Source organism: Actinoplanes sp. CA-051413 (assembly GCF_050955795.1).
In the GTDB taxonomy this organism is placed as follows: domain Bacteria; phylum Actinomycetota; class Actinomycetes; order Mycobacteriales; family Micromonosporaceae; genus Actinoplanes.
Genome location: NZ_CP192100.1, coordinates 6051935 through 6064431, shown reverse-complemented (window position 1 = coordinate 6064431; position 12497 = coordinate 6051935). Strand labels below are relative to the sequence as shown.

At 73.6% G+C, this 12497-nt stretch carries 10 protein-coding genes and 1 pseudogene; 1 reads left to right on the top strand and 10 read right to left on the bottom strand.

All coding sequences use genetic code 11. The features are described 5' to 3' along the window. Positions 1–18: 18 nt before the first annotated feature. From ACQP2Y_RS28585 to ACQP2Y_RS28565, 5 genes are read right to left on the bottom strand one after another with little or no spacing between them, the layout of a single operon-like run. Positions 19–624, bottom strand: coding sequence for a hypothetical protein (locus ACQP2Y_RS28585; protein ID WP_433718118.1), 606 nt, complete (start codon positions 622–624; stop codon positions 19–21). Then, positions 621–1940 (bottom strand): hypothetical protein, encoded by a 1320-nt coding sequence (locus ACQP2Y_RS28580; RefSeq protein ID WP_433718117.1) that lies wholly within the window; start codon positions 1938–1940, stop codon positions 621–623. The genes ACQP2Y_RS28585 and ACQP2Y_RS28580 overlap by 4 nt, the downstream gene beginning before the upstream one ends. Then, entirely contained in the window at positions 1937–2740 is an 804-nt protein-coding gene (locus ACQP2Y_RS28575; RefSeq protein ID WP_433718116.1) for an ATP-binding cassette domain-containing protein, read from the bottom strand. Before ACQP2Y_RS28575 ends, ACQP2Y_RS28580 begins: the two co-directional genes overlap by 4 nt. A gap of 35 nt (positions 2741–2775) precedes the next feature. Then, a complete protein-coding gene (locus ACQP2Y_RS28570) occupies positions 2776–3576 on the bottom strand; it encodes a hypothetical protein (protein WP_433718115.1) in 801 nt (266 codons plus the stop codon). Further along, on the bottom strand, positions 3573–4124 hold the full coding sequence (locus ACQP2Y_RS28565; RefSeq protein ID WP_360833281.1) for an RNA polymerase sigma factor: 552 nt from the start codon (positions 4122–4124) through the stop codon (positions 3573–3575). The genes ACQP2Y_RS28570 and ACQP2Y_RS28565 overlap by 4 nt, the downstream gene beginning before the upstream one ends. 126 nt (positions 4125–4250) lie before the next feature. On the opposite strand from ACQP2Y_RS28565, the pseudogene ACQP2Y_RS28560 reads away from it, so the two are divergent. Beyond that, positions 4251–4625 (top strand): annotated as a pseudogene (locus ACQP2Y_RS28560) (GtrA family protein); the annotation flags it as partial. Positions 4626–4761: 136 nt separating this feature from the next. Here ACQP2Y_RS28560 and ACQP2Y_RS28555 read toward each other — a convergent pair. From ACQP2Y_RS28555 to ACQP2Y_RS28535, 5 genes are all read right to left on the bottom strand, one after another. After that, complete coding sequence (locus ACQP2Y_RS28555; protein ID WP_433718114.1) at positions 4762–6264, bottom strand: IMP dehydrogenase; 1503 nt, start codon at positions 6262–6264, stop codon at positions 4762–4764. A gap of 61 nt (positions 6265–6325) precedes the next feature. Further along, positions 6326–7411 (bottom strand): glutamate-cysteine ligase family protein, encoded by a 1086-nt coding sequence (locus ACQP2Y_RS28550; RefSeq protein ID WP_433718113.1) that lies wholly within the window; start codon positions 7409–7411, stop codon positions 6326–6328. A gap of 59 nt (positions 7412–7470) precedes the next feature. Then, the gene (locus tag ACQP2Y_RS28545; protein WP_433718112.1) at positions 7471–8367 is read right to left on the bottom strand and encodes a polysaccharide deacetylase family protein; all 897 of its coding nucleotides are present in this window, start codon (positions 8365–8367) and stop codon (positions 7471–7473) included. Positions 8368–8378: 11 nt separating this feature from the next. Beyond that, positions 8379–10022 carry an FAD-dependent oxidoreductase gene (locus tag ACQP2Y_RS28540; RefSeq protein ID WP_433718111.1) on the bottom strand — a complete coding sequence of 548 codons (1644 nt, stop codon included), beginning with the start codon at positions 10020–10022 and terminating at the stop codon, positions 8379–8381. Between the two features lie 43 nt (positions 10023–10065). After that, complete coding sequence (locus ACQP2Y_RS28535) at positions 10066–12399, bottom strand: PAS domain S-box protein (protein ID WP_433718110.1); 2334 nt, start codon at positions 12397–12399, stop codon at positions 10066–10068. Positions 12400–12497 lie beyond the last annotated feature (98 nt).

Here is a 12497-nt window from a genome sequence, read left to right as displayed (position 1 = left end):
GGCCCGGCCCCGCTCGCGTCAGTGCTGGCCGGCCTCGGCGGGTGGGCGCCGGGCCGGTCCCGCCACCGCGTAGGCGACGAGCCCGCCGAGCGCGAGCAACGCGGCCGTGAGGTTCGCGGCCGTGCTCGCCGGAGGCTGGGCCTGCCACGTCAGGACCTGGCCGACGACCAGTTCCGAGCTGGGGTACAGGGCCGCGGCCAGGGTCCAGGCCAGCGGCAGGAACCAGGCCCGGGCGGTGCCCATGGTGGCGGCGGCCAGGGCGGTCAGCCCCAGCAGCCCGGCCGCGTCACGCACCACCAGCCACCCCGGTCCGAAGCGGGCACCGGTCGCCAGCGTGACCAGCAGCAGCACCACCACGACCAGCAACGCCACCAGCAGGTGCGCGACCCGCCGCCGCGGCCAGCGCAATGCCGCCGTGCCCTCCAGCGCGTCGTCCGGCCCGCCGAGCGTGGCGGTCAGCGCGACCACCAGCAGCAGCACGGTCAGGACGACCATCTGGAAGCCCACATCGCGCGTGTCCGAGAACACCGACCACAGTGACCACATCAGCACCGCGAGGCCGCCGGCCGCGGCCAGCGCCATCGGGGCCCGCCGGGAGCGCAGATAGAGCGCCAGCCACCTCATCGCGCGGTCCCCGAGAGCAGTCCCTCGTCGACCGAGCAGCTCAGCGCGGCCCGGCGCAGCGCCACCACACGCTTCTCGGCCTCGGCCTGGGGCAGCTGACGCAGGGTCTGCCACAGTTGCACGGCACTGTCACGGAACTCCGGGTCGTACCTCTCGCCGGCCGCCGGCTCGCGTCCCAGCAGCCAGGAGGCGGCCGCGATCCGTTCCGGCCAGCCGGCCGGCTTCTCACACCGGGGTGGGCTCGCGAAGGCGCCGGAGACCACCTCCGCCGGGATCGCGGCCGGCTCCAGCACGTGTCCGTCCGGGCCGGCCTCGACGCTGACCAGGGCGACGTCCTCACGCCACGCCGGGTAGACGTCGGGGTACGCAGTGGTGTCCTCGTGCACCTCGGTCGGTCCGCCCGGCAGCTTCGTCAGGACCGTCAGGGCCTCGCGGGCCTTGGGCGTCACCTCGGCCAGCAGTCCGGAGTGGACCCGGCTGACACACACGCGCGGCTGGTCGTCGGTGCAGACCAGGGCCCGCGCCACCGGGTCGATCGCGTCTGTCACGAACCTGTTCTGGTGCGGCATCACGGTGATAGCCAGCGCTGTGCCCAGCACCACCGGCAGCAGCGCGGCCACCCGGATCCGCCAGCCGCCGGACGCGAACAGCAGCACGGCGGCGACGGCCAGCGCGGCCAGCCAGATGGCCTGGGCGGCGCTGACCCGGCCGGGCACGGTCGCGTAGGCATCGGGCATGTTCATCTCGTAGATCGGCGAGAACACCAGCGCCAGCCATCCCCGGGGCCGCGTCGCGGCCGGGATCAGCAACAGCAGCGCCAGGCCGGCGATGCCCAGCGCCGGGGCGGTCACCAGCGAGGGCAGCAGACGGCCGACCGCCAGGCCGACCCAGACCGCCGCGACCAGGGCCAGCACGCCGACGGCCGTGACGGCCAGGACGGCCAGGGGGAAGTACCGCGCGGTGGTGACGATCCACACGGCGCCCGCGATCCCCATCGCCAGGTAGCCGCCCACCACGGCGACACCCATCGCGCCGAGCGTCGGCACGGTCCGGTGCGCCCGCGGGCGGGGCGTGCTGCCGAAGAGTTCCTCCACGTTGGACCGGTGTTCCCGGCGGGCCTGCCAGGCGCCGGCAGCCAGCGCCAGCGGCCAGAGCACCGCCAGGTAGAGCCGTTGCGTCATGGCCAGCTGCATCCACCCGGTGGAGAAGCCGATCCCCTCGGCGAAGAAGAGCAGCAGGGTGCCGGCCACCGCCAGGGCCAGGGCCGAGCCGAGCGCCGCCGAGCGGCGCAGTTCGATACCGAGGATGCGGGTCATCGGCCGGCCTCCGCCCGGTGCCGGCGCAGCAGCGCGGAATAGCCGCGTTCGGCCGGGCTGTCCCCGGCGTCACCCTGGCCGCCCTGCGTCGTGAGGTCGTCCGGCGTGCCCTGATAGACCAGCCGTCCCTCGTTGATCAGGACGACGTCGGTGCAGGCGACGACCACGTCCTCCACCAGGTGGGTGGAGACCAGCACGCAGCTGTCGACGCCGAGATCCCGCAGCAGTTCACGGAAGTCGAGCCGCTGCTCCGGGTCGAGCCCGACGGTGGGCTCGTCGAGCAGCAGCACGGCCGGGTCGTTGACGATCGCCTGGGCGATGCCGGCCCGGCGCAGCATGCCGCCGGACAGCGTCTTCATCCGGGCGTCGGCCTTGGCCGTGAGCCCGACCCGGTCGATCGCCCGCTGCACCGCGCCCGGCACCGCCGGCTTCGGCATCTCCTTGAGCCAGGCCATGTACTCGACGAACTCCCGGACCGTGAACCGGGGATAGAAGCCGAACTGCTGCGGCAGGTAGCCCAGGCCGCGGCGGACCCGGCGCAGATCGGCCCGGCCGTCGACCGCCTCACCGAGCAGCGTCAGCCGGCCGCCGGCGGGCTTCACCACCGTGGCCAGCGCCCGCATCAGCGTGGTCTTGCCGGCGCCGTTCGGGCCGAGCAGGCCGTGCACCCCGGTGCCGAGGGCCAGGTCCAGCCCGTCGACGGCGAGATGCCGGCCGGCCCGCACCCGCAGCTCCTGGGCGTGGACCGCCCAGGGGTGGGTGGTGGGAGCCGTCTCGTCCGCGCTCACCGTACGCATCATCAATCCTCCGAAATAATGGGCGGATGCCCGGAAGCTCAGTTGTGGCTGGACAGCCGGCGGAAGTTGTCGGCCCGCAGCACGGCGAGCCCGGCCAGCGTGAGGGTGAGCAGTGCCCACCCGGGAGAACTGCCCGCGCGCAGCACCACCGGCAGTTCGGCGGTGACCACGGCCGGCACGATCACGGCCAGCGCCCAGGCCGCGCCGAGGCCGATGGCGGCCAGGCGCACCCCGACAAAGGCGCCCACGGCGATGGTCGCGGCGGTGAAGGCCAGGCACGGCAGCAGCGTCAGGGCCAGGGAGGTTCCGGTACGGGTGCTCGCCAGCGCCAGCGTCGGCACCACCACGGCCAGCACCCCGGCCGTACGCCGTAACAGCATCGTCAGCCCGGCCGCCGGCGTACCCGCGATCAACTCCCAGGCCGGGTCGTGACGCCGGCTCCACGCGATCGCGACGCCCGGCAGCGGCGCCACCGGAGCCAGCAGCGACACCAGCGACGGCAGCCCGGGCGCCAGCGCCTGGAGCAGCACCGCGCAGGCCAGCACCGCGACCGTCATGGTGAGCCACGGAGTCAGATGCCAGACCACCCAGCGGTGCCGTGCCGCCGACCAGCGTGGCCGGCGCACCGGGGCCGGACCGGCGGCAATGCCGTCGTCCAGCCCGGCGGCGACCCGGGCCAGCACGCTCCGGGTGTCGGCCGCCGTGCTGCCGGCCACCAGGGCCCGGCAGTCCGCGCACCCTTCCAGGTGCACCTCGACGGACCACACCGTGACCTCGTCGAGCTCGGCCGCCGGGTCGGCGTAGCGGGCGATCACCCCGGGGTTCGGATGGGTCGTCATGAGAGCGCCTCCCGCAGCGCGAGCCGGGCCCGCCGGGCCCGGGATTTCACCGTGTTCTCCGGTACGCCCAGCAGCAGCGACGTCTCCCGCACCGAGAAGCCGTCGAGCACCATCGCCTGCAGCACCTGTCGCGCCTCCGGTGGGAGCACGAGCAGGGCGTGTTCCAGCTCCTGACCGACCCGGGCGGCCATCACCTCGTCCTCGGCGGCCGGCGCGACCGTCTCGGTGAGCGCCACCGCCGGGAGCTGGTTCTGCCGGGCCCGGCGCCGGAACGCGTCGACGAGGCGGTGGGCCGCGATGGTCCACAGCCAGCCGACCCCGTTGCCGGAGGTGGCGGACCCGGCGAAGGTGCCCGCGGCCCGCCACACGGCCAGGTACGTCTCCTGCATCACGTCGGCGACGACGTCCTCGTCGGCGCACCGGCGACGCAACCGGGCGAGCAGCCACGGCGACGTACGCCGGTACAACTCGTCGAATGCGCCCCGGTCACCGGCGGCGGTGCGGCGTACGAGGTCGTCCTCGCCGGCCGCGTCCAAGCTTCGTCTCACACCCAGCAAGACGAAAGATCACCGCCCGCGGTTCTCCGGTACGTGTGACATGAGTCACCAAGGGTCCGGGCTCATCCCGGCCCGCGTGCCCCACGGCCGGTGACCGGGTGTCCTAGGCTCGCGCGAATGTGGCTCACCCGGCTGTTGCGGCGGCATCACGAAGTGGCGAAGTTCCTCGTCGTCGGCGGCACGTGCTTTCTGGCCACGACCGCCGTCAACTACGCGCTGAAGCTGACTGTCCTGCCCCACAAGCCGGTCACCGCGCTGGGCATCGCCACCGTGTTGAGCACGATCCTGTCGTACGTGCTGAACCGGGAGTGGTCCTTCCGTACCCGCGGCGGCCGCGGGCGGCGGCACGAAGCGTCGCTCTTCTTCCTGGTCAGTGCCGTCGGCATCGTGCTCACCGTGCTGCCGCTCTACGCCTCCCGGTACGTGTTCCTGCTGCGGGTGCCCGAGGTCAGCCGGCCGGTGCAGGAGATCGCCGACTTCGTCAGCGGCATCGTGATCGGCACCGCCGTCGCCATGGTGTTCCGGCTGTGGGCGTTCAAACGCTTCGTCTTCCCGCACGCCGAGGTCCGTCCCCGCCGGACGCGAACGGCGAGGACGGACGTCGGGGTGCCGCACGCCGGGTCGTTGATCACCGGCCCGCGTCGCCCGGGCGGTCCCGGAGCTGGATCTCCGCGCTGTTCTGCAGGAAGCTCTGCTGCGACACCGGCACCAGCACCGCGTCCCGGTGGAAGCCCGGCAGGTCGGTCGCCCCGCAGCTGATCATCGTCGCCTTGAGCTTGGCGATGGTCAGGGCCACGTTGTCGTAGAGGCTGCCCGCGTACGGCACGTACCCGTCGACACCCTCCTCGAAGGTGAGCCGGCTGCCACCGCCGTGCTCGTAGCGCGACACGTTGCGGGCCCGGTTCGAGCCCTCGCCCCAGTACTCCTTGAAGAACTGACCGCCGACCCGGACCAGCGGCGACGGGCTCTCGTCGAAGCGGGCGAAGTAGCGGCCCAGCATCACGAAGTCGGCGCCCAGGGCGAACGCCACCGCCATGTGCGCGTCGGTCAGCAGGCCGCCGTCGCAGCACAGCGGCACGTACACCCCGGTCTCGGCGGCGTACGCGTCCCGCCCGGCCACGACGTCGATCAACGCCGACGCCTGCCCGCGCCCGATGCCCTTCTGGTCGCGTGTGGTGCAGATCGAGCCGCCGCCGATGCCGACCTTGACGAAGTCCGCGCCTGCGTCGGCGAGGTAGCGGAACGCGCGGGCGTCCACCACGTTGCCCGCGCCGATCCGCACCTCGTCGCCGTAGGTGTCCCGGACGAACTTCAGGGTGTCGGCCTGCCACACCGAATAGCCGTCGGAGGAGTCGATGCAGAGCAGGTCCGCGCCCGCTTCGACCAGCGCCGGGATGCGTTCGCGGTAGTCGTGCGTGTTGACCCCGGCGCCGACCCGGAACCGCTTGTCGGCGTCGATGGACTCGTTGCGGAACTGCTTGTGCAGCTCGTAGTCGCGGCGCAGCACGATGGACTGCAACAGCCCGTCGGCGTCGACCACCGGCAGTACGTCGAGGCGGTGGTCCCAGATCAGCGTGTTGGCCTCGGAGAGGGTGATCGAGGGCCGGGCGGTGACCAGATCCTGGGCCGGGCGCATCCGGGAGTCGACCGGGCTGCCCAGGTCGTGCCGGTGCGGATGGAAGTCGTCGGTCGAGATGAGCCCGACGAACCGCCCGTGCGGGCTGCCGTCGTCGGTGACCACCGCGACGTCCCGTTCGGCCGACTCCAGCAGGAGCGCGACCTCGCCGAGGGTGGCCGACGGCTTGATGTTGATGTCGGAGAACCGGAAGCCGGCCTTGTGCCGCTTGACGGCCTGGACCATCGCGGCCTGGGCGGCGACCGGCTGGTTCTGGTGCACGAAGCTGAGCCCGCCGCACTGGGCCAGGGCGATGGCCAGCCGCGGCGAGGACACCGCGCCCATGATCGCGCTGGTCAGGGGAGTGGCCACCCGGACGGCCGCGGGCTCACCGACCCGGTGGCGCACCAGCGGCGCGCCGAGGTCGACATTGTCCGGGGTGCAGCCGGCGGTGGTGAGGCCGGGGACGAGCAGGAATTCGTTGAGCGTTCGCGACACTTCGTCGAGGATCTTCACAAGGCTCCTGAGCAGTGGGCCGGGCCGACATAAAGGTACGAACCTAGCAGTCGGCCGGCCCTCAGGGGCGCGCTGTCGCCCGGTCGAGGACGTCGTCGGCCGGGCAGCGGCCGCGCAGCACGTACCGTTCGGTGAAGTCGGCCACCGCGTCCCGCAGCTCGCGTGAAACCCCCTGACGGGACAGCGACGCGTACGCGGCCACGAAACACTCCCGCGCGACCGCCGCCAGTTCGGGATCGGTGAGAGCGTCGCGGGCGGCGCGCTCCCAGAGCCGGGGCGTGCCCGCCAGTGCCCGCGTCGCCGCCTCGGCCTCGGTGGCCGCCGGCGGATCGTCGAGCAGCGCGGCGATCACCGCGAGCGGCACCCGCCAGCCGTTGCCGGGCTGCCGGTCGGCCATGTCGAGCTCCAGGTGCCCGCGGGCCGCCACCGGGGGCCGCAGGCTCGCCAGGTGCCGGGTGAGGTCGGTGATGGTGGGCCGGTCGCCGGGCCCGGACCGGCTCCAGGCCCGCAACGTCCGGCCCGTTCCCGCCACCGGCGCGTCCAGGACCAGGGCCGTCCAGGCGCCGCGCGGGTCGGCTGTGGGCGGCGCGGACGGCAGACTGCGGCGCAGGGCCTGGCGGGTGCTGCGCCAGCCGGAGGGCCGGCCGTGCCGCAGCGGCGCGTTGGCGAACGCCGCGGCCAGCACGGGTGCGAGCGCGTGGGCCAGATTCCACCGCCGGCGCAGCCCGAACGGCCCGCCCCCCTCGACGCCGGCCTCCAGCGCCACCCGGATGCCCGCGGTCGCCGTGGCGTACGTGTCACCCGCGGCGGTCGCCGGGTCAACGGCGTCGGCGGCCTCGGTCAGGACGGCGATCCCGTGTCCCGCGATCAGCGGGTGCGGCATCGGCAGGTCCTCGGCCATCCGTGCGGCGACGACATCGATGCCCGGCGACGGCGGGCCGCTGACCACCGCGATCCGCGCCGAGCGCGCGCCGAGCAGGCCGTGCCGCAGCGGCGGGCGTTCCCGCAGCGAGCCGACCAGCGAGTCCGGCAGTCCCGGCTCATCCAGCAGCAGGTCCACGGAGAGGCCGACGAAACCCGGGAGCCCGGGGGTGAAGGCGTGCTCGGCCACCAGGAGCTCGGCGGCCGGTTCGGTCAGCGATATCACGCGGCGCTCCCGGGTCGATGCGGAAACCCATCCTACTCACCCGACAGGAATTGTGGGCCTTACGGGTGGCGGTGATCGAGGGCGACGAAGCGGTAGCCGCGAGCTTTCAACGCCGGGATCACCGTGCGCAGGGCGGTGTAGGTCTGCGAGCGGTCGCCACCGCCGTCGTGGCAGAGCAGGATCTGGCCCGGCCGGGCGGCCAGCAGGCGCCGGGTGATCGCCGCGACGCCCGGGCGGGACCAGTCGCGCGGGTCGTCGCTCCAGTCGAGCGGGACCATCCGGGCCTTCGCCGCTGCCCGCAGCAGCGCCGGTGACCAGTCGCCGCCGGGGGAGCGGAACAGCGCCGGGGCGTACCCGGTGGTGTCGTAGATCTTCTCCTGGGCGCGGGCGAGCTCCTTGCGCAGGAGGCGGTCCGGGCGGCGGCCCATCTCGGTGGGATGGCTCCAGGTGTGGTTGGCCACCTGGTGGCCGTCGCGGACCACGCTGCGGGCCACCGCCTCGTGCCCGAGCACCTGGTTGCCGATCATGCAGAACAGCGCGGGCACGTGGTGCTTGTCCAGCAGCCGCAGGATCTTGGGCGTCCACACCGGGTGCGGCCCGTCGTCGATGGTCAGCGCGACCGCGTCGGACGGGAACGCCGGGCCGGGCAGCGCGCGCCGGTAGTCCTTGAGGGTGAACACCGGCTCCTTCAGCGGCCGCAGACCGGCCGGCGCCGGCGGTTTCCCGGACGGCCGCGGGGCCGCCGGCCGCGGCGAGGTGGTGGCCCGCGGCGCCGGTACGCGCGCAGCCGACGCCGGCGCCGAGCCGGCCAGTACGAGTGCCCCGGCCAGTCCGGGCCCGGCCCGCAGCAGGCGCCGCCGCGAGATCGCCGGCTCCCGCGCACTCGCATCGTCACTATCCGTTACGGCCGGAGGGGACGGTTCGCGCTTGAGGAAGGAGGGACGATGGATGATCATGTGACAGAAAGCTACCAAGGCCGGACAAGGTCGCCCGTACGCTCGCTGAGGTGCTGATGCACCGACCGGATCACCGACGAGCCCTCGCCGACCGCCGCCGCCACCCGCTTCATCGACCCCAGGCGCACGTCACCGGCGGCGAACACCCCGTCCAGGGAGGTCTCGTACGGCAGCCGCGACCCGCCCAGCGCCACGTCGGTACGGATGAAGCCGTCGTCGTCGCGTTCCACCTCGGCCGGCAGCCACCCGGTCGCCGGCCGCGCGCCGATGAAACAGAACAGACCCCGGGCCGGCTCCTGACTGACCTCACCCGTCGGCGTGTGCCGCAGGGTCACCGTCTCCAGGTGCTCGCCGCCGTCCACCCCGGCGATGACGGTGGACGAGGCCACCGTGATCACCGGGTGCGCGTGGATCCGGTCGACCAGGTACTGCGACATCGACTCGGCCAGCGACCCGCGGCGGATCACGACGGTGACGTGCGTACACCGCCGGGCCAGGAACAGGGCCGCCTGCCCGGCCGAGTTGCCGCCGCCGAGGACGAACACCGGGCCGCCGGCGCTGAGCCCGGCCTCCAGTTCAGTGGCGGCGAAGTAGATGCCCGCGCCCTCGAGCCGGGTCCAGTTCTCCAGGGGCAACCGCCGGTACTGCGCCCCGGTCGCGACCACGACCGTACGGGCCGTCAGCCGCGCGCCGGCCCCGAGCAGCACGGTGAAGCCGTCCGGCTGCTGCTCGATCCCGGTGATCCGGCACGGGCTGTTGAGCCGGGCCCCGAAGCGCTGGGCCTGGATCGTCGCCCGGGTGGTCAGCTCGGCGCCGGAGATGCCGTCCGGGAAGCCGAGGTAGTTCTCGATCCGCGAGCTGGTGCCGGCCTGCCCGCCCGGTCCGGTCGCGTCGAAGACAGCCACCCGCAACCCCTCGGACGCGCCGTAGACGGCCGCGGCCAGCCCGGCCGGTCCGGCACCGATCACCGCCACGTCGTAGAGCAGGTCGTCGCCGGGCAGCTGGGCCAGCCCGAGCACCTCGGCCAGCCGGCCGGGCGTGCAGCGCAGCAGCACCCCGCCGGGATGCACGACCACCGGAAGATCCGCGCGGCCGGCCCCGGCCGAGGCGAGCTCGTCCGGCCCGCCGTCGGCGTCCGCGTCGACCCACCGGTACGGGATGGTGTTGCGGTTCAGAAAGGTCCGCAGGGCCAGCGACGCCTCGGACCGATCGGTGCCGATGATCTCGAAAGGCGCGTCCCGGGCCCCGGCCAGCCGCAACCGGCGCCGGGCGATCATGGCGGTGACCAGGAGGTCGGCCAGATCGGTCTCGCGGTCGAGCAGCTCCCGCAGCCGGTCCACCGACACCGCGACCAGCTCACTGTCGACGGCGGCCCGGGCCGTCACGTACGGCCGCTGTCCGGTGAGCAGGTTGAGCTCGCCGACGAAGCCCCGGGCCCCGAACCGCGCGAACTCCACCTCGTTGCCCGGCGACTCGTCGCCGACGACGATCTCCCCGGCCAGCACCACCAGCAGGTCGTTGCGCTCGTCGGCCGGACTGTAGGCGACGGCACCGGCCGGCACCCGGCGCGGCACGCCGTAGGCCCGCAGCGCGGCGAGCTGCTCGTCGGAGAACCGGGGATCGGCGGGATCCGGGCCCGCTGCCGTGCTGGTCACCGGCCAAGCATGCCGGGCTGCACCGGCCACCACCAGAGCGGGCTCAGCGGGTGCGGTGGCGCAGCTGCGCCCGCATGGCCTGCATCAGCTCGGCGCTGGTGAACGGCTTCTCCAGCAGGTGCACGTCCGCGCTGAGCGTGCCGTGGGTGGTCAGCACCGGCTGGGCGTACCCGGACATGAACAGCACCCGGGTGTCCGGGCGTTCGGCCACCACCGCCGCGGCCACGTCCTTGCCCAGCATCCCCGGCATGATCACGTCGGTGAGCAGCAGGTCGATCCGGTGCGGGTACGCCTTGGCCCGCCGCAGCGCCTGGACGCCGTCGGCCGCGGTCAGCACGGTGTAGCCGGCCCGCCGCAGGATGCGCTCGGTCACCTCGCGCAGCGCGTCCTCGTCCTCGACGACCAGGACGGTGATCCCGCGACCGTCGACGACCACGGGTGGCGGCTGGTCGGACTCGGCCGTCACCGCGGCGTCGGTGACCGGCATCAGCACCGTGATCGTGGTGCCCAGGCCGGTCTCGGAGTAGATCTGCACCGTGCCGCCGGCCTGGGTGATGATGCCGTAGACGGTGGCCAGGCCCAGCCCGGTGCCCTGGCCGCTGGGCTTGGTGGTGAAGAACGGGTCGAAGGCCTTGTCGACGACGTCCTTTCCCATCCCCGTACCGGTGTCCGACACCCGCACCCGCACGTAGCGGCCGGGGCTCAGGCCCGCGCGGCCGGCGGCGTGGTCGGCGTCGACCCACACGGCCGCCGTGTCGATGGTGAGGTGGCCACCGCCGGGCATCGCGTCGCGGGCGTTGACCGCGAGGTTGACCAGCACCTGTTCGAGCTGTCCCGGGTCGGCCATCACAGCGGGCAGGCCGTCCGCGGTCTGCACGGCCAGGGTGATGTGCTCGCCGATCGAGCGCTGCAGCATCTGGTGCACCTCGGTGACCACGGTGTTGACGTCCAGCGCCCGCGGGCGGATCACCTCCCGGCGCGCGAAGGACAACAGCTGGTGGGTCAGGTCGCTGCCACGCCGGGCGGCCCGGGCGATCTGCTCGGCGTCCTGGGCGAACGGCGTGCCGGCGCCGTCCTCGACGATGAACGCGGCGTAGTTGAGGATGACGGCGAGCAGGTTGTTGAAGTCATGTGCGACCCCACCCGCGAGCTGTCCCAGGCTCTCCAGCCGCTGGGTGCGCTGGAAGCGGGCCTCCATCTTCTGCTGCTCGGCCTCCGCGCGCAGGGCCTGCTGCTCGGCCTCGACGGCGAGCCGGTCGGTGATGTCGCGGACGGCGGCCACCACGATCAGCCCGTTGCCGGTGTCCAGGGCGCTGCACGAGATGTCCACCGGCAGGTCGCCGCCGTCGCGGCGGCGGGCGGTCCGGGTCGCCCAGCCCTGGGTGGCGGTGCCGGTGAGCCGCTCGGTGTCCAGCGGGGTGGAGTCGCCCCCGGTACGCAGGACGGTCGAGGCCGCGGGCAGGCCGTCGGGCAGCAGCCGCCGCACGGCCATGTGGGTGAGGTCGTGCCGGGGGTAGCCGAACATCCGTTCCGCCTCGGCGTTGACCAGCACCACGTGACCGTCGGCGTCCACGCCCAGCAGCGCGTCCGGGGCCGCGTCGAGCACGGCCTGCACCCGCGCCTCCGCCTGTTCCCGATCGCTGATGTCGCGGGCCGTGTTGGTCACGCCGACGATCGTGCCGGTGGCGTCGCGCAGCGGGGAGACCAGCAGCGACACCGCGATCGCCGATCCGTCGGCGTGCCGCCGGTAGGTGCGGTACCGGTCCAGCCGGCCGCCGAGGCGGACCAGCGCCAGCACCTCGTCCTCGTCGACGCGCCGGTCCGCGGGGATGATCCGGTGCACCGGGGAGCCGACCATCTCGGCAGCGGGGTGACCGTAGAGCAGTTCCGCCCCCGGGTTCCAGGTCAGCACCACGCCGTCCAGGTCGGTGGTGACGATGGCGTCGTGCGACGACTGGACGATCGAGGCCAGCAGCGCCCGGGCCTGCTCGGCCTCCCGGTGCGCGGTGTCGTCGCGCAGCACCGCGGTCACGTACATCTCGCCGCCCGGCGCGGCCACCGCGGCCAGCGACACCTCGACGGGGAAGACGCTGCCGTCGCACCGCCGGCCGCGCAGCGGCAGGCGGCGCAGCGGGGGATGGGCGCTGGCCAGGTAGCCGGCCCGGTGCTGCGGGTGCACGGCCCGGATCTCGTCCGGTACGAGTTCGTCCACCGACCGGCCCGGCAGGGTCCGCTCGGGATAGCCGAACATGCCGTGCGCCCGCCGGTTGGCCAGGGCGATCGTGCCGTCGGAGCGGACGATGATCACGGCGTCGGGCGCCTCCTGCACGAGCAGGCCGGTCAGGGACTCCAGCGGCTCCACAGTCCCCCCGTCCACCCGGCGCCTGGTTCACCAGCCGGACGCGCGACACCCAACGTAAAATCATTTCCGGCAAAAGGGGGCGAGGTTCATCGAATCGCTCGAACTTTGGGAGG